This is a genomic window from Streptomyces sp. CLCI03, from assembly GCF_053615355.1.
The window spans coordinates 4,185,654-4,206,328 of the sequence record NZ_CM132132.1 but is presented as its reverse complement, the minus strand read 5'-3'; the positions used below and the strand labels follow the sequence as shown (position 1 = coordinate 4,206,328).

The 20,675-nt window shown below is 71.2% G+C and carries 13 protein-coding genes; 7 read left to right on the top strand and 6 right to left on the bottom strand.

Annotation, left to right across the window (positions count from 1 at the left end):
• The first annotated feature begins 104 nt into the window (after nt 1-104).
• The 3 genes from ACWG52_RS19370 (at nt 105) to ACWG52_RS19360 (ending at nt 5,696) form a co-directional block, all read left to right on the top strand.
• A complete protein-coding gene (locus ACWG52_RS19370) occupies nt 105-644 on the top strand; it encodes an RNA 2'-phosphotransferase (protein ID WP_389804482.1) in 540 nt (179 codons plus the stop codon).
• 133 nt (nt 645-777) lie between these two features.
• Nucleotides 778-2,655, top strand: a complete 1,878-nt coding sequence (locus ACWG52_RS19365) for an HSP90 family protein (protein WP_389804479.1) — start codon at nt 778-780, stop codon at nt 2,653-2,655.
• On the top strand, nt 2,652-5,696 hold the full coding sequence (locus ACWG52_RS19360; RefSeq protein WP_453125435.1) for a tetratricopeptide repeat protein: 3,045 nt from the start codon (nt 2,652-2,654) through the stop codon (nt 5,694-5,696). Before ACWG52_RS19365 ends, ACWG52_RS19360 begins: the two co-directional genes overlap by 4 nt.
• A 57-nt stretch (nt 5,697-5,753) precedes the next feature.
• On the opposite strand, the gene ACWG52_RS19355 is transcribed toward ACWG52_RS19360, so the two are convergent.
• The gene (locus tag ACWG52_RS19355) at nt 5,754-6,659 is read right to left on the bottom strand and encodes an LLM class flavin-dependent oxidoreductase (RefSeq protein WP_389804474.1); all 906 of its coding nucleotides are present in this window, start codon (nt 6,657-6,659) and stop codon (nt 5,754-5,756) included.
• 106 nt (nt 6,660-6,765) lie between these two features.
• On the opposite strand from ACWG52_RS19355, the gene ACWG52_RS19350 reads away from it, so the two are divergent.
• Entirely contained in the window at nt 6,766-7,650 is an 885-nt protein-coding gene (locus ACWG52_RS19350; RefSeq protein WP_389804472.1) for a Cof-type HAD-IIB family hydrolase, read from the top strand.
• Nucleotides 7,651-7,665: 15 nt separating this feature from the next.
• Here ACWG52_RS19350 and ACWG52_RS19345 read toward each other — a convergent pair whose 3' ends face one another.
• The 4 genes from ACWG52_RS19345 to ACWG52_RS19330 all read right to left on the bottom strand — a co-directional run bounded on the left by ACWG52_RS19345 (nt 7,666) and on the right by ACWG52_RS19330 (nt 15,778).
• Nucleotides 7,666-9,483 (bottom strand): GAF domain-containing sensor histidine kinase, encoded by a 1,818-nt coding sequence (locus ACWG52_RS19345; protein ID WP_390139373.1) that lies wholly within the window; start codon nt 9,481-9,483, stop codon nt 7,666-7,668.
• A gap of 21 nt (nt 9,484-9,504) precedes the next feature.
• Nucleotides 9,505-13,146 carry a thiol reductant ABC exporter subunit CydD gene (gene cydD / locus ACWG52_RS19340; RefSeq protein ID WP_389804467.1) on the bottom strand — a complete coding sequence of 1,214 codons (3,642 nt, stop codon included), beginning with the start codon at nt 13,144-13,146 and terminating at the stop codon, nt 9,505-9,507.
• Nucleotides 13,147-13,252: 106 nt separating this feature from the next.
• Nucleotides 13,253-14,254, bottom strand: coding sequence for a cytochrome d ubiquinol oxidase subunit II (cydB, locus tag ACWG52_RS19335; protein ID WP_389804464.1), 1,002 nt, complete (start codon nt 14,252-14,254; stop codon nt 13,253-13,255).
• Between the two features lie 18 nt (nt 14,255-14,272).
• Nucleotides 14,273-15,778 (bottom strand): cytochrome ubiquinol oxidase subunit I, encoded by a 1,506-nt coding sequence (locus tag ACWG52_RS19330; RefSeq protein ID WP_390139372.1) that lies wholly within the window; start codon nt 15,776-15,778, stop codon nt 14,273-14,275.
• Nucleotides 15,779-15,968: 190 nt separating this feature from the next.
• Here ACWG52_RS19330 and ACWG52_RS19325 point away from each other — a divergent pair, with 190 nt between their 5' ends.
• Nucleotides 15,969-16,337, top strand: a complete 369-nt coding sequence (locus tag ACWG52_RS19325) for a cyclophilin-like fold protein (RefSeq protein ID WP_033215011.1) — start codon at nt 15,969-15,971, stop codon at nt 16,335-16,337.
• 108 nt (nt 16,338-16,445) lie between these two features.
• Here ACWG52_RS19325 and hisC read toward each other — a convergent pair whose 3' ends face one another.
• The gene (hisC, locus tag ACWG52_RS19320) at nt 16,446-17,525 is read right to left on the bottom strand and encodes a histidinol-phosphate transaminase (protein WP_390139370.1); all 1,080 of its coding nucleotides are present in this window, start codon (nt 17,523-17,525) and stop codon (nt 16,446-16,448) included.
• 361 nt (nt 17,526-17,886) lie between these two features.
• Between hisC and ACWG52_RS19315 the strand changes: the two genes are divergently transcribed.
• Nucleotides 17,887-19,002: a LacI family DNA-binding transcriptional regulator gene (locus ACWG52_RS19315; protein WP_030010171.1), complete on the top strand. Its 1,116-nt coding sequence runs from the start codon at nt 17,887-17,889 to the stop codon at nt 19,000-19,002.
• Between the two features lie 270 nt (nt 19,003-19,272).
• Complete coding sequence (locus ACWG52_RS19310) at nt 19,273-20,607, top strand: metallophosphoesterase (RefSeq protein WP_389804941.1); 1,335 nt, start codon at nt 19,273-19,275, stop codon at nt 20,605-20,607.
• The last annotated feature ends 68 nt before the right edge of the window (nt 20,608-20,675 follow it).

The following is a 20,675-nucleotide window of genomic DNA, read 5'->3' as shown; positions in this document are numbered from 1 at the left end:
TTCCGCATCTTGGAATGACGATAGAGGGTGTCCACCAGCTGTCACCGTCGACCGCCCCCGGAAAATCCCTGCCACGAGGCCCTTCGACGGGGCACGCTGGGGCCATGGATGAAAGACGCACCGTGAAGGTGTCGAAGTACGTCTCGAAACACCTGCGACACCAGCCGGAACGGATCGGACTGGTGCTCGATCCCCACGGTTGGGTGGAGATCGACGACCTGCTGAGCGCGGCCGCCGCGCACGGCTTCCCCTTCAGCCGGGCCGAGCTCGACCACGTCGTCGCCGCCAACGACAAGCAGCGGTTCGCCGTCGACGGCACCCGGATCCGGGCCAGCCAAGGCCACACCGTCGCCGTGGACCTGGACCTTCCGGAGGCCGAACCACCCGCGTACCTCTACCACGGCACCGTCGCCACCGCCTTGGAGCCGATCCGCGCCGAGGGCCTGCGTCCGATGGCCCGCCACCATGTGCACCTGTCCCCCGACCGGGAGACCGCCACCCGGGTCGGCGCGCGCCGCGGCCGGCCCGTCGTGCTCAGTGTGGACGCCGGAGCGATGCGGGCGGCCGGTCACGTCTTCCGGATCAGCGCCAACGGGGTGTGGCTGGTGGACGCCGTACCGCCGCAGTTCCTGCGCTTCCAATAGATCCGGGGCAGGGCGCCGGAATTCACGCAGAGATTGTCCGACCATCCCCCTAATGTGTGAACCACTCCGGGATCAGTGAGGGGGGACCTCGCGATCACCGAACCATCCCTGTATGCACGCGAGGTGACGCCCTATGACGTCCACGTCCACGCCCCCGTCCACGCCGCACAGCTTCCAGGTCGACCTGCGCGGCCTGGTCGACCTCCTCTCCCATCACCTCTACTCCAGCCCGCGCGTCTACGTCCGCGAGCTCCTGCAGAACGCGGTGGACGCGATCACCGCACGCCACGCCCTCGACCCGACCGCGGAGGTCCGCATCCGCCTCTCGGCGTCCGCCGGCCGCGTGACCATCGAGGACAGCGGAATCGGCCTGACCGCCGCCGAGGCCCATTCCCTCCTCGCCACCATCGGCCGTAGCTCCAAGCGCGGTGGCGACGGCGCCGACCTCGACGAGTCGGGCCTGGAGGCGACCCGCCAGGAGTTCCTCGGCCAGTTCGGCATCGGTCTGCTCGCGTGCTTCGTCGTGGCTCGCCAGATCCGGGTCGTCACCCGCTCCGCCCGCGACCCCCAGGCCGCACCCGTCGAATGGCTGGCCACGGACGACGGTTCGTACACCGTCCGGGAACTGCCCCACGAGGCACGGCCGGAGCCCGGTACCACCGTCGTGCTGGAGGCCCGCCCGGGCGCCACGGAATGGGCCGCCCCGGCCAGGGTCGAGGAACTGGCCCGCGACTACGGCTCCCTGCTGCCGTACGACATCACCTTCGACGACGGCGAGGGCGGCGAGCCGCGCCCCGTCACCGACCGGCCCGCCGTGTGGGACCGCGCCTTCCCCACCCCGGCCGCCCGTCGCGTCGCGCTCGCCGGGCACTGCGCCCAGCTCTTCGGTTTCACCCCGCTCGACAGCATCGACCTCGACCTGCCGGTCGCCGGCGTACGCGGGGTGGCGTACGTCCTGCCCGAGCCGACCAGCCCCGCCCACCGGGCCGGACACCGCGTCCACCTCAAGGGCATGCTGCTGACCGACCGGGCCGACAACCTGCTGCCCGACTGGGCGTTCTTCGTCCGTGCCGTCCTCGACACGGACACCCTGCGCCCCACCGCATCCCGCGAGAACCTGTACGACGACGAGACCCTGGCGGCGGTACGCGACGCACTCGGCGCCCGCGTCCGCGGCTGGCTCGCCGAACTCGCCGCGAGCGATCCGGAGCGCCTGACCGCCTTCCTTCAGGTCCACCACCTCGGTGTGAAATCCATGGCCCGGCACGACTCCGAGCTGCTCGGACTGATGCTGCCGTGGCTGCCGTTCGAGACCAGCGACGGCTCGATGAGCCTCCAGGAGTTCGCGGCCGCCCACACGGACATCCACTTCACCCGCACCGTCGAGGAGTTCCGCCAGATCGCACCGATCGCCGCCGCCCACGGGCTCGGCGTCATCAACGCCGGCTACACCTACGACGCGGACCTGCTGGCCCTACTGCCCGCCGTACGACCGGAGCTCAAGGTCACCGAGCTCGACGCCGGGGCCGTCACCGAGCGGCTCGACCCGGTGCCGACCGCGACCGAACTGGCGCTCGCCCCGTTCCTGGCCACCGCCCGCACCCGCCTGGAAGCCCAGGGCTGCGACGTGGTGCTGCGCGCATTCCAGCCCGTCTCCGTGCCCGCGCTGTACCTGGACGACCGGCAGGCCCGACAGGAGCGCGACCGCACCGCCGCACTGGAGAGCGCCGACTCCCTGTGGAGCGGCATCCTCGGCTCCCTGCGAGGCTCGGCGCCCCGCGCCCGTCTGGTCCTCAACCACAACAACCCGCTCATCCGCCGGATCGCCGCGCTGCCCGACGAGGCACTGACCGGTACGGCCGTCGAATCGCTCTACGGGCAGGCCCTGTTGATGTCCCAGCGGCCGCTGCGCCCCGCCGACTCCACCCTGCTCAACCGGGCCTTCCTCGGACTCCTGGAATGGGCGACCCACTCCACCGATGCCCGCGACGCCCAGGAGGACCAGAAGTGACGACGCTGACGCGCGAGGAGATCGTGCGGGGTCTGGCGGAGAACCGCCGGTCGCCCAACGGCGCCGTGCGCAACGCGCACGCCGAGGCGCTGGCCGGCGCGGCGGAGACCAGCGGTGACCGGGCCCTGTTCCGCGAGGCCCTGGACAACCTGATCAACGCCTATCTCTACAGCTCCGAGTCGCCGAAGATCCTGGTGCCCTTCGCCCGGCTGCTCCAGGAGTACGACAAGGACCCGGGCGCCTTCTCCCACTGGGACGCGCACTCACTGTTCTGGCAGTTCAAGTGGGTGGCCACGGCCATCTCCGACTCCCCCGGGATTCCGCTGGAGTCGGCCACCGGCTGGCTGGACGAGATGGAACGCCGCTACCGGATCGCCGGCTACAGCGAGCGGCCCGTACGCGAGGCCGAAATGTGGCTCGCCGACGCGATCGGTGAGGACGAGCGCGCCGAACGGGCCTTCCGGAGCTGGCTGGCCGCCGAGCGGGACGACATGAGCGACTGCCGGGCCTGCGAACTCAACGGTCAGGGCCAGTACGCCGTCCTGCACGGCAACGACGCCGAGGCTCTGGAGCTGTGGAAGCCCGTCCTCGACGGTGACCTGACCTGTGCCGAGGAGCCCCACCGGCTGCTCGCCACCTCGCTGCTGCCGCTGCTGCGGCTCGGTCGGGCCGACGAGGCGCGCTCCCACCACCTGCGCGGCTACCGCATGGCCCGCGGCAACGAGAGCCTGCTGCCCTCGGTCGGCAAGCACATCGAGTTCTGCGCCCTCACCGGCAACGAATCCCGCGGCTTGGAGATCCTGGCCGAACACGCCCCCCATGTGGCTCCGCTGGCCAACCTCGACGACCGGCTGTCCTTCCACGGCGGCATCCTCGTGCTGCTGCGCCGCCTGCGGGAACTGGGCCACGGTCGGACCCCGGCCGTGCCCTACGAAGGAACCCCGCGAACCGTCGACGAGCTGTACGAGGTGTTGCACGCGGGCTGCCTCGACATCGCCCGGCAGTTCGACGCGCGCAACGCCACGACCCGGGTCTCCGACCGTTTCCTCGTACGGGTGGGCCGGGAACCGCTGTCGGCGGCGCTGCCGCTGGGCGTACGCAGTGCGCCGCTGCCGCAGACCGCCTCGGCCCCCGTTCCCACTCCCACTTCGCCCGGATCCGAGCCCGCCCTGACGGACACCTCCTTCATCGACCTGGTGGAGCGGGCACGCCGCGCCCGGGACCTGGGCCATCCGCGTACGGACGCGCTGTGGGCGGAAGTGGCGGTACGGCTGGACACGCAGCCGGAGGTCGATCCGCTGGTCCGCGTCGACCTCGCGGACCAGCGGGCCCTGGCCGCCGGGCGGCGCGGCGACGAGGTGGCGCCGGAGCTGCTGAGCGCGGTGCGGGACGACTACCGGGCGCTCGGTCTCGCCGAACGCGTCGCGCTCACAGAACTGCGGCTGGCCGGGGTGGCAGCGCAGTCCGGAGCCGCGCCGTCGGAGGTCCGGGCCTTGTTGCGCGTCGCCCTGCGGTCCGCCGAGGCGCTGGACGCCGCCGAACCGCTGCGGGCCCGGCGCATCGCGCTCGCGGAACTGTCGGCGGTCCGGATGGAGTCTTATCTGCGCTCGGTGGAGACGCCCGACGGGGACGATCACCACGACCACCACGGGGTGCTGGCCGCCGAGCTGACCGACTTCGTCGCCGCCCATGAGGGCACCGCGTCGGACCTGGTGGCGGAGGCCGAGGAGATGTTGGGCCGGGTGGCACTGGCCCAGGGCGACCCGGATCGGGCCGTGCCGCTGCTCGAGGCATCCGCCGCGCGGGCGGTCCTGGCGGGCTGGCCGTGGCAGGCCGTGGACGCGCTGGTGCTGCGGGCCGGGGTGTTGATGACGCTGGAGCGGCCCGAGGAGGCGGAGGCCGCGGCGCGCTCCGCGCTGGAGCACGCCGCAGAGGTGACCGACGCCGAGACGCAGGGCGTCGTACGGCTGACCCTCGCGGACATCCTGCTGCAGCGGGGCGACACGGCCGCCGAGAGCGTGGAGCACGCCCTGACCGGAGCCCACTGGTTCGACCAGGCGGGGCTCACGGCCGACGGCGGTGCGCAGGCCCGGTTGCTGCTGGCCCGGGCGTACGCGAGGGACGGCCGCAGCGCCGAGGCGGTGGAGGTCCTGCAGTCGGCACTGGCGGACCTGCTGGAGCACGGCGACCAGCAGGCGGTGTCCGTACGGGAGTTCCTGGGCGATCTGCTGCGGCGGCTGAACGAGCCCCGGCCGGCGGCGGAGCAGTACCTGCTGGCGGCGGAGGTCACCAAGGACTGGGAGGACCCCCGTCCGCAGGCGGGCCTCGCGCATTCGGCCGCCGACACGCTGGATGACGCGGGACTGACCGTGGAAGCGGCCGCCGCCTACGAGCGGGCCCTGGAGCTGCACCGGCTCACCGGCGAGGTCCCGATCGCCGAGGTGCGGATCCTGCGTTCCCTGGCCTGGCTGGACCTGCGCGAGGAGGTCACCGCCGCCACGGTGACGGGGGCCCGGAAGCGGATGGAAGAGGCCGCCCAGGTGCTGGAGACGGCCTTGGCGGCGGATCCCGGATCGCCTGGGCTGCGATCGGAACTCGCCCAGACCTGGCACCAGCTGGCGCAGGTACTCGACCGACACGTCAACGCCAACGGGCAGTCCCCCGAGGACGATGAGGACGACGACGAGGACGACACCGGGGAAGTCCAGGACGCCGGAAACGAGCAGCTCGCCGATGCCGGGGCGGAGCGGGCGGCCCCGCTGAGCCCCGCGGAGGTCGACGGGCTGCGTCTGGAGGAGATCGAGCTGTGGGACCGGGCCGGCCGGGTCTACGCGGAGCTCGGCCCCGACCATCTGCGGGACCGGTTCCAGTCCTTGAACAACGCGGCCTGGACCGAGCAGGAGCGGGGCCACGCGGACGCGGGTTGCGCCCGCGTCTCCGCGCTGATCGACGAGGCCAGGGCGCTGCCCGAGGACGACGTGCCGGACTGGCTCCTGCCGGCCGCGGAGCGCCTGCTCGCGCAGTTGAACGACAAGGACTAGCCGCCCGGGTCCCGGTCGTCGTCGCCGCTCGTGCGGGCGGCGACGACGACCGCCGGGTCAGCTGTCGAGCTGGGCCAGGGCCTCGGTGGCGATCTTCTCGAACACGCCCTCGTCGGCGGCGAACTCGGAATCCGGGATCGGCGCGTGGATCACCACTTCGGTGAACCCCAGATCACGGTGCCGGCCGGCGAAGTCGACGAACGCGTCCACCGACTGCAGCACGGTGTTGGCTTCCGGGGTGAAGCCGGTCAGGAGGATCTTCTCCAGGGGCTCCGGGTCCCGGCCGATCTCCAGGAAGGCCGCGCCGAGCCGTTCGAGCTGCCCGCGCAGGGCCTCGCGCGACTGCTCGGGCGTGCCCTCCTCGAAAAGCTTCGGGTCGCCCGTGGTCACCCAGGCCTGGCCGTGCCGGGCGGCGAGCCGCATGCCGCGCGGTCCGTTCGCGGCGACCGCGAACGGCAGCCGGGGCCGTTGCACACAGCCGGGGATGTTGCGGGCCTCCTCGGCGGAGTAGAAGGTCCCCTCGTGGCTCACCGAGCCTTCGGTCAGCAACCGGTCCAGCAGCGGCACGAACTCGGCGAAGCGGTCGGCGCGCTCACGCGGGGACCATGCCTCCTGGCCAAGCGCCGTCGCGTCGAAGCCGTTCCCGCCCGCGCCGATGCCCAGGGTGATGCGTCCGCCGGAGATGTCGTCCAGGCTGATGAGGTCCTTGGCGAGCGTCACCGGGTGCCGGAAGTTCGGCGAGGTGACGAGCGTGCCCAGGCGCAGCCGCTCGGTAGCGGTGGCCGCCGCGGTCAGGGTGGGGACCGCCCCGAACCACGGGCCGTCGCGGAACGTCCGCCAGGACAGGTGGTCGTAGGTGTAGGCGGTGTGGAACCCGAGCTGCTCGGCCCGGACCCACTGATCGCGTCCTCCCTCGTGCCATCGACGTACCGGAAGGATCACCGTGCTCAGACGCAGACTCATGCTTCGAGCCTACGGCGAGCCGATGTTTCACGTGAAACGGCGTCGTTTCACGTGAAACATCGCCCGCGGTGACAGCCTCCCTCCCATGGTCAGGGGCTCTACGGCCATGGGCGAAGATGGAGCCGTGACCTCGGCTCCCCAGTGCCCGGACGGGCCAACCCCCACGCCCCGGCTGATCGCCACCGACCTCGACGGCACCTTGCTGCGCGACGACAAGTCCGTCTCGCCACGCACGGTCGCCGCGCTCGCCGCCGCCGAGGAGGCCGGGATCGAGGTCTTCTTCGTCACCGGCCGCCCGGCCCGCTGGATGGATGTGGTCAGCGACCATGTCCACGGCCACGGCCTGGCGATCTGCGCCAATGGCGCGGCGGTGGTCGACCTGCATGCCGGACGAGAGTTCGTGCAGGTCAGATCCCTTCCACGGGTGGCCGCGCTCGCGGTCGTCGATGCCCTGCGGGCCGCGGCCCCCGGCACTTCCTTCGCGGTCGAACTGACCACCGGCATCAACTACGAGCCGGCGTACCCGCCCTTCTTCAAGGACCCGGGTGCCCGGGTGGCCACCGCCGAGAAGCTGCTGCACGAGGACACGGACGAAAGCGCCGCCCCCGTGCTCAAACTGTTGGCACACCATGGCGAGCTGGCCCCGGACGAGTTCCTGGCACTGGCCCGGTCCGCCGCCGGCGAGCACGCGTCGATCACCCGGTCCAGCCCCACCGCCCTGCTGGAGGTCAGCGGACCGGGCGTGTCCAAGGCGAGCACCCTGGCGCTGTGCTGCGCGGAGCGCGGCATTTCCCCCGCCGAGGTCGTCGCCTTCGGGGACATGCCGAACGACGTGGAGATGCTCAGCTGGGCGGGCACCTCGTACGCCATGGGCAACGCCCACCCCGATGTGATCGCCGCCGCGTCCGGCCGTACGGTCGCCAACAACGAGGACGGGGTCGCCCTCGTCATCGAGCGCATCCTGGCAGAGCGGACCGCACAGCAGGCCTGATCCAAAGGACAGGCCCTAGACCTCCGGTTCGAGCGGGGCCTCCCACACCACGGTGGTCCCGCCGCCGTCCTCACCGATGCCCGGGCCGTAGGAGCTGGCGCCGCCCAGCGACTCGGCCCGGCGGCGCAGATTCCGAAGCCCGCTGCGGCGGCCGCCCTCCGGGATGCCCACCCCGTCGTCGGCGACCTCCAGCCGGACCCCCGGCCGGCCGTCGGCGAGGGTGATGGTGGAGTCGATGACGACGTCGATCCGGCTCGCCTCGGCATGGCGGAAGGCGTTGGACAACGCCTCGCGCAGCGCGGCGATCAGGTTCTTGCCCACCAGCTCACCGACGACCGTGTCGATCGGGCCGAGGAAACGGTGGGCAGGCTTGAAGCCCAGGGGCACCGCGGCCATGTTGATCTCCCGCAGCACCCGGGTGCGCAACCCGGACGGGGCTTCCGCCGGCCCCTGTTGGAGGGCGAAGATCGCGGTGCGGATCTCCTGGATCGTCACGTCCAGCTCGTCCACCGCCTTGCCCACGCCGTCACGCACCTCGGGGACGGCGGTCCGGCGCTGGGCGCCCTCCAGCATCAGCCCGGTGGCGAAGAGCCGCTGGATGACCAGGTCGTGCAGGTCGCGGGCGATCCGATCACGGTCCTCGAACACCGCCAGCCGCTCACGGTCACGCTGTGCCTCGGCCATCATCAGGGCGAGCGCCGCCTGCGAGGCGAACTGGGTGGCCAGGGTCCGCTCGACCTCGGTGAACGCCCGCCCGCCGCGGGCCCGGGGGGTGACCAGCGCGCCCAGTACCCGTCCGCCGCTCTGCAGCGGCAGCAGCATGCAGGGGCCGTACCTGCTGGTGAGCTCGCTGGTCATGCGGGGGTCGGACGCGGCGTCGTCCACGAAGATCGGCTCACCCTCCAGCAGCCTGTCGACCACCGGGCTCTCGGCCGGGATCACCACACCGAGCGAGGTGGCCGGATTCTCGGAGGAGACCGCGACGATCTCCATCCCGCCTTCCTCGGCCGGCAGCATGACGATCCCGGCGTCGGAATCGGCCAGCCGACGGGCCTGTTCGGCGACCACCGCGAGGGCGTCGTCCGCGTCCCCGCCGGACAGGAGGGCGGTGGTGACGGCGACCGATCCGTCGATCCAGCGCTCGCGCTGGGTGGCGGCCTCGTACAGCCGGGCGTTGCCGATGGCGATGCCCGCCTCGGTGGCCAGTACCCGGACCATGTGCACGTCGTAGTCGCTGAACTCGCCGCCGCCGTTCTTCTCGGCGAGGTAGAGATTGCCGAAGATCTCTCCCTGCACCCGGATCGGGACCCCGAGGAAGGTCTTCATGGGCGGGTGGTGCGGCGGGAACCCCGCCGAGCGCGGATCCTTCGTCAGATCGGCGAGCCGCACCGTGTCGGAGTGCGAGATCAGGGCTCCGAGCAGGCCCCTCTTTCCGTCGGGGCGGTGCCCGATCTTCCGCGCCTGTGCGGGGCTGATCCCGTGGGTGACGAAGTCCGAGAGCCCGCGGCCCTCCGTGTCGACGACTCCGATCGCCGCGTAGTGGGCGTCCGCGAGCTCTGCCGCGGTCTCGCAGATGCGGTCCAGCGTGGAGTGCAGTTCGAGCCCGGTACCGACCGACCTCATGGCCTCCAGCAGTTGCGGGACCCGGGCCGTGAGCTCGGTGGACAGGCCCTGCAGACTTCTGGTGGCCTGGGCGGCGGCCACCAGCGGGTCCGGCGCGTCCGAGGCTCCCGCAGCGCTCGTCGGTCCCGGTGGTCGCGGTGGTCCCGGCAACGGATCCGGCAATGGTCCCGATGAGGGATCCGACGATTCCTGCGACTGCTGCGCTGACATGGTCCTGAGCGTAGTTAGTCCCTATTGGCGGGGAAAGTTGGCCAAAGTTCCGTCCGTCGCCCTTTCCCGCTCCAGCAGCCTCCGCAGCGGTCCCTCGGCGGCGGCCAGATCCGCGTAGGGGCCGCGCTGCACCACCTCGCCGCGGTCCAGCACGAGCACCTCGTCGACCGCCTCCAGGCCGGCCAGCCGGTGCGTGATCAGCACGGTGGTCCGGCCCTCGGTCGCGGCCAGCAGATCCGCCGTCAGGGCGTCCGCCGTGACCAGGTCCAGATGCTCGGCCGGCTCGTCCAGGACCAGCACGGGGAAGTCCGCGAGCAGCGCCCGGGCCAGGGCCAGTCGCTGGCGCTGCCCACCCGAGATCCGCTCACCGTGCTCGCCGACCAGGGTGTCCAGCCCGTCCGGAAGAGCGTCGGCCCACTCCAGCAACCGGGCCCCGGCCAGCGCTCGGCGCAGCTGCTCCTCGCTCGCCCCGGTCCGGGCCAGGCGCAGGTTCTCCCGGACCGAGCTGTCGAAGATGTGGGCGTCCTGGGCGCACAGGCCCACGAGGGCGCGTACCTCGTCGCCGTCGAGCGTGCGCGCGTCGCTCCCGCCCAGGCTGTACGCGCCTTCGGCAGGGTCCAGGAACCGGAGGAGGACCTGGGCCAGGGTGGTCTTGCCGGATCCTGAGGGACCGACGACGGCGATGCGGCGGCCGGCCTCCAAGGTCAGGTCCAGGTCCCGCAGAGCGGCACGCTCCTGCCCGGGGTGGCGGGCGGTGAGCCCCGTCAACCGCAGCGGGAACGGCGACGTGGGAGCCGCGGCGGGCTGCTCCGGCTCGGCGACCGGGACCGGCGCGTCGATGACCTCGTAGACCCGCTCGGCGCTACGGCGCACCCGCTGGCGGTACTGGACGGCGAGCGGCAGCCCGTTCACCGCCTCGAAGGCGGCCAGCGGCGTCAGGACCGCGACGGCCATGGCCACCCCGGTCAGCCGGCCGTCATGGACGGCGTTCGCGGCGACGGCCGCGGCGGCCACGACGGTGAGCCCGCACACCAGGGCGGACAGGCCGCCGCCCAGTCCGGCCGCGGCCGAGCCCCGCGCGGCGATGCGCGTCAGCAGGCCGTCGCTCTCGCGCGTCCGGCCCTTGCGGTCCTCCAGCGCACCGGCCACGGTCAGCTCCGCGGTCCCGGTGAGCAGATCGGCCACCCGAGTGGCGAGTTCGCCGCGGGCGGGCGCGAGCCTGCGCTCCGCCCGGCGGGCGCAGGCCCCGCTGACCAGCGGTACCGCGATACCGGCGGCGAGCAGTCCGACGGCGAGGACGACTCCGGCCTCGGGCAGCAACCAGGCCGTGAAGGCGACCGAGCCCGTGCCGACGAGGACGGCGGTGCCGACGGGCAGCAGCCAGCGCAGCCAGTAGTCCTGCAGCGCGTCCGCGTCGGCCACCAGCCGGGCCAGCAGGTCCCCGCGCCGGTGCTCGCGCAGCCCGGCGGGCGCGATCCGCTCCAACCGGCGGTACACGGAGACCCTCAGGTCGGCGAGCATCCGCAGCACGGCGTCGTGCGAGACGAGCCGCTCGGCGTACCGGAAGACGGCGCGCCCCATGCCGAAGGCCCGTGTGGCGGTGACGGCCACCATCAGGTAGAGCACGGGCGGCTGCTCCGAGGCCCGCGAGATCAGCCAGCCCGACACGGCCATCAGGCCGACGCTGCATCCGACGGCCAGCGCGCCGAGCAACAGTCCGAGCCTGAACCGTCCTTGCCACGCCTTGGCGACCGCCCGCACCCGGCGCAGCGGATCGCCCGCCGCGCCCGAACCCGCCGCACGCGTACCCACCGCTTCCGCACCGGGCGCGCCGGAAGCGGAACGGCCGTCGGCCGCTACGTCCGCCCGCTCACGCGCCGAACCGAGGATCCACTCGCCGGTGTCCGGGACGTACCCACCGCGGTCTCCGGTCGCGCCCGAGGACAGCGATTCGGAGCCGACGGGGGAAGAAGCGGCGCGGCGGGGGAGTGCCCCCGCGGTGACAAGCTCCTCGCGGCCGTCGCCCGCCACCAGCTCCACCACCCGGTCCGCGACGGCGAGCAGCGCCGGTCGGTGCACGACCAGCAGCACGGTCCGTCCCGTGGAGAGCCTCCGGACCGCGTCCACGATCCCCGCCTCGGTCTCGCCGTCCAGCGCCGCCGTCGGCTCGTCCAGCAGCAGCACGGGGCGGTCCGCCAGGAACGCGCGCGCCAGGGCCAGCCGCTGCCGCTGTCCGGCGGACAGCCCCACACCGCCCTCGCCCAGCGGGGTCTCCACCCCGCGCGGCAGCGCGGTCACGAACTCCCAGGCACCGGCGTCCTTCAAGGCCTCGGCCACCTCGGCGTCGGAGGCACCCGCGCGGGCCAGCCTCACGTTCTCGGCGATCGTTCCGGCGAACAGGTGCGGCCGCTGCGGAACCCAGGCGATCTGCTGCCGCCACTGCGCCGGCGACAGCTCGGCCAGGTCCACGCCCGCGACGCGGATCCGCCCGGCGGTCGGCGTCACGAACCCCAACAGCACCTGGAGCAGTGTGGACTTCCCCGCTCCGCTGGGGCCGGTCAGCGCCACGCACTCCCCTGGCCCGACCGTCAGCGAGACCGGCCGTGGCGAGTCCTCTCCGCGGCCCTCGTAGCGCACCGCGATGCCCTCGACCTCGATGCGCAGGGGAGCGCCGGCGGGCAGCTCGGCCGTGCCGGTCGTACCGGCGGTGCGGGTCTCCAGGACCTCGAAGATCTCCTCGGCGGCCGCCAGTCCTTCGGCGGCCGCGTGGTACTGCGCTCCCACCTGGCGCAGTGGCAGATACGCCTCGGGCGCCAGGATCAGGATGACCAGCCCGGTGTAGAGGTCCAGTTCTCCGTGGACCAGCCGCATGCCGATGGTCACGGCCACCAGGGCCACCGACAGGGTCGCCAGCAGCTCCAGGGCGAAGGAGGAGAGGAAGGCGATGCGCAGGGTCCGCATCGTCGCCCGCCGGTAGTCGTCGGTGATCTTGCGGATCGACTCGGCCTGCGCCTTCGCCCGGCCGAAGACCTTGAGCGTGGGAAGCCCGGCCACCACGTCGAGGAAGTGCCCTGAGAGCCGGGACAGCAGGCGCCACTGGCGGTCCATCCGGGACTGGGTGGCCATGCCGATGAGGATCATGAACACGGGGATCAGGGGCAGCGTCACGACGATGATGGCCGCCGACACCCAGTCCTCGGTGACGATACGAGCCAGCACGGCCACCGGCACGACCACCGCGAGCCCCAGCTGGGGCAGGTAGCGGGCGAAGTAGTCGTCGAGCGCGTCCACGCCCCGGGTGGCCAGTGACACCAGCGATCCGGTCCGCTGCCCGGCCAGCCATCCGGGCCCGAGCTCCGCCGCCCGGTCCAGCAGCCTGCGCCGCAGCTCCGACTTGACCGCCGCGCCCGCCCGGTGCGCGGCCAGCTCCGTGAGCCAGGCGATCAACCCGCGCCCGAGCGCCACCGCCGCGAGCAGCAGCAGGGGGGTTCGGAGCGCCTGGCCGTCGAGGCCCTGTTGGAAGGCTCCGACCACGATCTCGGCGATCAGCATCGCCTGACCGACGACCAGCCCCGCCCCGGCAAGACCAAGGCCCACCACCGCCCCCAGGAAGAGGCGGGTGGACCGGGCGTACCGGAGCAGGCGCGGGTCGATCGGTTTCACGTGAAACATCCCCTCGGGGAGGTCGTCAGCCGGACGGGCGGGTCACACGTCGCGGGGACCGGGCACGGGGCCCGGTACCCGTTCGGTGCACGGATCGGTGGACGGATCAGTGCACATCGACGATGTGCTGCGTCCCGATCCGCTTGCGGAACACCCAGTACGTCCAGCCCTGGTAGAGCAGTACGAGCGGGGTGGCCACGGCCGCACACCAGGTCATGATCTTCAGGGTGTACGCGCTGGACGAGGAGTTGGTGACCGTGAGGTTCCAGGCCTCGTCCAGCGAGGACGGCATGACGTTCGGGAAGAGCGTCAGGAAGAGCATCGCGACCGCGGCCGCGATGGTGACCCCGGACAGGGCGAACGACCAGCCCTCGCGGCCGGCCAGGTTGAAGCCGAGGGCTCCGACCAGCGCCAGCACCGCGACGATCATCGCGATCAGGCTCGTGCTGTCGCCGCGCGAGACCTGGGTCCAGATGAGGAAGACCAGGGCCAGTACGGCGGTGACGGCGCCCAGCCGGGTCGCCAGCTTCCGCGAGCGGTCCCGGATGTCACCGACGGTCTTGAGCGAGGTGAAGACCGTGCCGTGGAAGGTGAACAGGGTGAGGGTGACCAGTCCGCCGAGGATCGAGTAGACGTTCAGCAGGTCCAGGAAGCTGCCGACGTACTCCTTGTTCTCGTCGATCTTGACGCCGCGCACGATGTTGGCGAAGGCGACGCCCCACAGGAAAGCGGGGATCAGCGAGGTCCAGAAGATCGCGTGTTCCCAGTTGGTCTGCCAGCGGTCCTCGGGGCGCTTGTGCCGGTATTCGAAGGCCACGCCACGGATGATGAGACAGATCAGGATGAGCAGCAGCGGCAGGTAGAAGCCCGAGAAGAGGGTGGCGTACCAGTCGGGGAAGGCGGCGAAGGTGGCGCCACCCGCGGTGAGCAGCCAGACCTCGTTCCCGTCCCACACGGGCCCGATCGTGTTGATCAGGACCCTCTTCTCCGTGCGGTCACGGGCGAGCAGCTTGGTCAGTACGCCGACCCCGAAGTCGAAGCCTTCCAGGAAGAAGTAGCCGGTCCACAGGACGGCGATGAGTACGAACCAGACATCGTGGAGTTGCATGGTGGGCGCTCCTCGGCCTCAGTACGAGAAGGCCATCGGCCGGTCGGGGTTCTTGTCGTTCCCACCGATCTTGGTGGGTGGGTTGAGGTCTGCCTCGGTGAGTTCGGGCGGGCCGGCCTTGACGTACTTGACGAGAAGCTTGACCTCGATCACGGCGAGCACGGCGTACAGGAGCGTGAAGCCGATCATCGAGGTGAGCACCTCGCCCTGCGACACGTTCGGCGAGACCGCGTCCCGCGTGCGCAGGACTCCGTAGACGACCCAGGGTTGGCGGCCCATCTCGGTGAAGATCCAGCCCCAGGAGTTGGCGATGAGCGGGAAGCCCATCGTCCAGAGCGCGACGATCCAGTACAGGTTGGCGAACTTCGGGCTCAGCGGCTTCTTGAAGAGGACCAGGTTCGGAACCTCGTCCTCCCCGGTCCGCAGACCCGCCGGCAGCATGAACTTCTTGCGGGTCAGCCACAGGCCCAGCACGCCGACACCCAGCGAGGCCATGCCGAAGCCGATCATCCAGCGGAAGCCCCAGTAGGCGACCGGGATGTTGGGCCGGTAGTCGCCGGGACCGAACTTCTCCTGCTCCGCCTTGTTGACGTCGTTGATGCCCGGGACGAAGGAGGTGAAGTCGTCGTTGGCCAGGAAGGACAGCAGGCCGGGGATCTCTATCGCGACCTTGTTGTGGCCCTTCTCGACGTCGCCGTAGGCGAAGACCGAGAAGGGAGCCGGCGCCTCGCCGTCCCAGAGCGCCTCGGCGGCGGCCATCTTCATGGGCTGCTGCTTGAACATCACCTTGCCGAGCAGGTCACCACTGATCGCGGTACCCGTACCGGCGATGATCAGGACGATCAGGCCGAGGCGCAGCGAGCTCCGCATCACGGGGATGTGCTTCTTGCGCGCCAGGTGGAAGGCCGATATTCCGGCCATGAACGCGCCACCGACCAGGAAGGCGGCCGTGATGGTGTGGAAGAACTGGGTGAGCGCGGTGTTCTGGGTCAGCACGAGCCAGAAGTCGGTGAGCTCGGCCCGGCCCCGCTCCTCGTTGATGCGGTACCCGACCGGGTGCTGCATCCAGGAATTGGCCGCCAGGATGAAATAGGCGGACAGGACGGTGCCCATGGACACCATCCAGATGCACGCCAGGTGGATCTTCTTCGGCAGCTTGTCCCAGCCGAAGATCCACAGACCGATGAAGGTCGACTCGAAGAAGAAGGCGATCAGTGCCTCGAAGGCCAGGGGGGCCCCGAAGATGTCGCCGACGAATCGCGAGTAGTCGGACCAGTTCATGCCGAACTGGAACTCCTGGACGATGCCGGTGACGACACCCATCGCGATATTGATCAAGAAGAGCTTCCCCCAGAACTTCGTCGCCCTGAGGTACTTCTCCTTCTCGGTGCGCACCCAGGCCGTCTGCAAACCCGCCGTAAGGGCGGCGAGCGAGATCGTCAGGGGCACGAAGAGGAAGTGGTAGACGGTCGTAATGCCGAACTGCCATCGCGCCAATGTCTCCGGCGCCAAAGCTAGGTCCACGTCGTCTTCTCCTTGTCGTCGCCGTGGTCACAGCCGCAGTCTGCCTGGCGGGTTCCTTCCATAACGGGAGGAAGCAGGACACGCTTGTGAACGCGTTCACATTCACAAGCATTATGTCGTACCACTCTCGGCCACCGTCGAGGGGGGTACCCTCTAGCCAATCGATTCAACAGATTGTTGAATTCAGCTCATGCAGATACGAATCTCCTGGCCCGCGGGCCAGCTCACCGCGACCCTCGACGAGACCCCGACCAGCAAGGCACTGGTCGAGGCCCTGCCGATTTCCGCCTCCGCCAACACCTGGGGCGAGGAGGTCTACTTCGACACCGGAGTCTCCGTCGCCCTGGAGCACGACGCCCAGCAGGTCGTCGCTCCCGGCACGGTCGCGTTCTGGACCGAGGGCGACGCCCTCGCGCTGCCCTACGGCCCCACGCCGATCTCACGCGGAGGCGAGAGCCGCCTCGCGAGCCCGTGCAACGTGCTCGGCTCCTTCGACGGCGACCCCCGCCTGCTGTCCACCGTCCGTGACGGCGATCCCGTCCGGGTGGAACTCGCCTGACCACCTCGGCCGCCTCGGCCGCCTCAGCCACCTACGCTGCCTCCGCCGCCACCGCGGCCTCGGCCGCCCCGGACGACCGGGACGGCCAGGACGACCGGCCGCCGGTGCCTAGAGCTCCTTGAAGAACGCCTCGGCCGTGTGCAGGAAGAGGTCGTTCGCCTCGGTCTCACCGATCGTGACCCGCAGGCCCTCGCCCGCGAAGGGCCGGACCACCACACCGGCCTTCTCGCAGGCCTCCGCGAACGCGCCGGTCCGCTCCCCCAGCCGCATCCACACGAAGTTCGCCTGCGTGTCCGGCACGGTCCAGCCCTGGGCCACCAGCGCCTCGTGCACCCGGGTGCGCTCGCTCACCAGCGCCCCGACACGGCCCATCAGCTCGTCCTCGGCGCGCAGCGAGGCCACCGCCGCGTCCTGCGCGAGCTGGCTGACGCCGAAGGGCACCGCCGTCTTGCGCAGCGCCGCCGCCACCGGCTCGTGCGCCACCGCGAAGCCGACCCGCAGGCCGGCCAGCCCGTACGCCTTGGAGAACGTACGCAGCACGGCGACGTTCGGGCGGCTGCGGTACAGCTCGATGCCGTCCGGCACGTCCGTGTCCCGCACGAACTCCCGGTACGCCTCGTCCAGGACCACCAGGACGTCCGAGGGCACCTGATCCAGGAACCGCTCCAGCTCGGCGCGGCGCACGGCCGTGCCGGTGGGGTTGTTCGGGTTGCAGACGAAAATGAGCCGGGTCCGGTCGGTGATCGCCGCGGCCATCGCGTCCAGGTCGTGCACGTCGCCGTCGGTCAGCGGAACCCGCACCGAGGTCGCGCCCGAGATCTGCGTGATGATCGGGTACGCCTCGAAGGAGCGCCAGGCGTACATCACCTCGTCGCCCGGGCCGGCGGTCGACTGGATCAGCGACTGGGCCACGCCGACCGAGCCGGTGCCCGTGGCGATGTGCTCGACCGGCACGCCGAAGCGCTCGGCGAGCTCGTTCACGAGGCCGGTGCAGGCCATGTCGGGGTACCGGTTGAAGTTCCCGGCCGCGGCGACCGCGGTCTCCAGCACGCCCGACAGCGGCGGGTACGGGTTCTCGTTCGAGGACAGCTTGTACGCGACAGGCCCTCCCGCGGCAGCCGGCTTGCCGGGCTTGTATGTCGGAATGCCGTCCAGCTCGGCGCGCAGCTTCGGGCTCTTCTCGCTCACCGCAGGTCCTCCTCGACCGTCCCGTCCGACGTCGCCGTCGACTCAATACTGCTCACCTTATGAGGATTCCGCCGTTCCGAGAATGGGGGCGCCAGGAATGCGGGGGAGCGCACGCATATATGCGCGCGCCGGTGGCCTGCGCCGTGGCGCGCATCCCTCGTGCAGGTGAGTTGAGCACGGCCCGAGATCGCATCGTTTTGGCATGCCCGGACCCGACGACAAGCTCCACACTCACCCTCAGCAACCAAAAACCTTCATTTCCAAGGTCATTGGGGGTGGCGAACCATGCAGAAACGTGCCTGTCAACGCCTGCATATGCACCCAGACCACCCTCCCCACCGAGCCCTACTATCGGCTCGCCATGACAGCAGCAGGGAAGCATCAGGTGAGCCGGACCGAGACCACCCGGCGGGCCGCCGGCCGACAGGGCCGGGCCGGCATCAGGGACGTGGCCGCCGCGGCGGGCGTCTCCATCACAACCGTCTCCGACGCGCTCAATGGCAAGGGACGGCTGCCCGACGCCACCCGCCGCCACGTTCGCGAAGTGGCCGACCGGCTGGGCTACCGCCCGTCGGCCGCCGCCCGCACCCTCCGTACCGGCAAGTCCGGCCTCATCGGCCTGACCGTGACGACGTACGGGGATGAACCTTTCACCTTCACCGAATTCGCCTATTTCGCCGAGATGGCCAGGGCCGCCACCTCCGCCGCGCTCGCCCGCGGCTACGCCTTGGTCATCCTCCCCGCCACCTCCCGCCACGACGTGTGGTCCAACGTCGCCCTCGACGGCACCGTCGTCATCGATCCCTCCGACCACGATCCCGTCGTCACCGAACTGGTCCGCCAAGGTCTGCCCGTGGTCTCCGACGGCCGCCCCGCAGGCTCCCTCCCCGTCACCGCCTGGGTCGACAACGACCACGAAGCCGCCGTACTCGGCCTGCTCGACCACCTCGCCGCCGCCGGCGCCCGCCGGATCGGACTGCTGACCGGGACCACCACCGACACCTACACCCGGCTCTCCACCACCGCCTACCTCAGCTGGTGCGAGCGCGTCGGCCAGGACCCGGTCTACGAGTCCTACCCCGCGCACGACCCGTGCGCGGGCGCCGTCGCCGCCGACCGGCTCCTCGCCCGCCCCGACCGGCCCGACGCGGTCTACGGGCTCTTCGACCCCAACGGCACCGATCTGCTCGCCGCCGCCCGCCGCTACGGCCTGCGCGTCCCCGAGGACCTGCTGCTCGTGTGCTGCAGCGAGTCCACCGTCTACGCGAACACCGAGCCGCCCATCACCACCCTGTCCCTCAAACCCCGCCGCATCGGCACCGCCGTCGTCCAGCTCCTCATCGACGCGATCGAGGGAGTGAACACCGGGCGACCCGTCGAGCAGGTGGTCCCGACCGAGCTCATCATCCGTACCTCCTCGCAGCGCCGACAGCCCCGCACCACCGTCAGCCCGCCCCGTTCGCCGGCTCAGGACTGACCGACAGACCGTCCGGTCGGCCTGTCGAAGGGCCGACCCAGGACCGTCCGAAGGTGATCCGAACACCGCCCGAGCACCGACCGAGGACCGGCCGACGATTTCAGCAACACCGATATCGGTAGAAAACGGTAGGAACGTTCCGCTCCGTAAAGGATTCACCACCCCTGGTGCGTCACAGAGCGCGAGCCGCATTCCTATGATGGGCGCACGACATCACGGACCCTCCTCCCTGGAGGTCAGGAGGGTCCGCAGGTGTACGGCAGCGCGACGGTGGTGGAGGGGTCGATGACTCAGGGGGCCGGTCAGGGACCCGCGATGCGGACGGACACGCTGCGGGACTTCCGGGTTCCAGTCACCGAACCCGCCCTGTACGCCGTATCCACGTCCACCGGGCTGCCCGGCGAGACTCCGATCTACGGCGAGTACCCGGCGTACTACGAGGACGGCGCGCCGAACATGCCGCCGCACCCGGGCTATCCGCCGCAGGCACCCGCACAGCGGCCGGCCGTGCAGCAGCAGCCGGTCGCACCGCAGCCGGTCGTACCGCAGCAGCCTGCCGGGCCCCAGCAGCCCGCGCAGCAGCCTGCCTACCCCGACACGCGGCTCCACCCGCACGCCGACGTGGAACCGGCACACGCGTCGACCCAGGGCCCCGACCAGGACGAGCCCGAGGGCTACACCCCGACCTACCGGGACCTGCCCGTCATCGGGCGCGGCGCACTCGGTGGCCCCGGCGACACCGTCCAGGTCCAGTACGTGCCCCAGGAGCAGGCCGCGGGCCCCGGCCCGCTCTACGTCGTCGGTGACGTCCACGGCTACCTCGACGAGCTCGTCACCGAACTCCACGCCCAGGGTCTGATCGACGCCGAGCGCCGCTGGTCCGCCGGCAACGCCCGGCTCTGGTTCCTCGGTGACTTCACCGACCGCGGCCCCGACGGCATCGGCGTCATCGACCTCGTCATGCGGCTCTCCGCCGAGGCCGCCGCCGCCGGCGGCTACTGCAAGGCCCTGATGGGCAATCACGAACTCCTGCTCATCGGCGCCAAGCGGTTCGGCGACACCCCGGTCGTCTCCGGCGCCGGCACCGCCACCTTCCAGGCCGCCTGGCTCCTCAACGGCGGCCAGCGCACCGACATGGAGCGCCTGCAGGACGTACACATCCAGTGGATGTCGCGCCTGGACGCGGCCGTCCTGGAGGAGGGCCACCTGCTGTTGCACTCCGACACCACGGCCTACCTCGACTACGGCGACTCCGTCGAGGACGTCAACGACACCATCCACGAGCTCCTCAACCGCGGCGACGCCGACATCACCTGGGACCTCTTCCGCAAGTTCACCAAGCGGTTCGCCTTCCGCGACGAGGGGACCGGCCCGGCGGCCGTACGGGAGCTCCTCGACACCTACGGCGGCAGCCGCGTCGTCCACGGGCACAGCCCCATCCCGTACCTGCTCGGCGAGGTCGGCACCGAGGACGGCGACGATTCGCGCGGCCCCGAGGCCGTGGACGGCCCGCACGTGTACGCGGAAGGGCTGGCCATCGCGATGGACGGCGGGGTGACGATGGCGGGCAAACTGCTCGTCGTACAACTCCCCCTGAGCGACTGAGAGCTTACGGAGAGGGGTATTTCCGGAAAGCCCCTGTCACGGCGTGGCGTGGGCGCTCTACCATCGCT

Excerpts from the sequence above, each read along its gene's own strand:
- ACWG52_RS19370 (WP_389804482.1), top strand. The coding sequence starts at position 105 with ATGGATGAAAGACGCACCGTGAAGGTGTCGAAGTACGTCTCGAAACAC.
- ACWG52_RS19365 (WP_389804479.1), top strand. The coding sequence starts at position 778 with ATGACGTCCACGTCCACGCCCCCGTCCACGCCGCACAGCTTCCAGGTC.
- ACWG52_RS19355 (WP_389804474.1), bottom strand. The coding sequence starts at position 6,659 with ATGAGTCTGCGTCTGAGCACGGTGATCCTTCCGGTACGTCGATGGCAC.
- ACWG52_RS19350 (WP_389804472.1), top strand. The coding sequence starts at position 6,766 with ATGGGCGAAGATGGAGCCGTGACCTCGGCTCCCCAGTGCCCGGACGGG.
- ACWG52_RS19345 (WP_390139373.1), bottom strand. The coding sequence starts at position 9,483 with ATGTCAGCGCAGCAGTCGCAGGAATCGTCGGATCCCTCATCGGGACCA.
- cydB (WP_389804464.1), bottom strand. The coding sequence starts at position 14,254 with ATGCAACTCCACGATGTCTGGTTCGTACTCATCGCCGTCCTGTGGACC.
- ACWG52_RS19325 (WP_033215011.1), top strand. The coding sequence starts at position 15,969 with ATGCAGATACGAATCTCCTGGCCCGCGGGCCAGCTCACCGCGACCCTC.
- ACWG52_RS19315 (WP_030010171.1), top strand. The coding sequence starts at position 17,887 with ATGACAGCAGCAGGGAAGCATCAGGTGAGCCGGACCGAGACCACCCGG.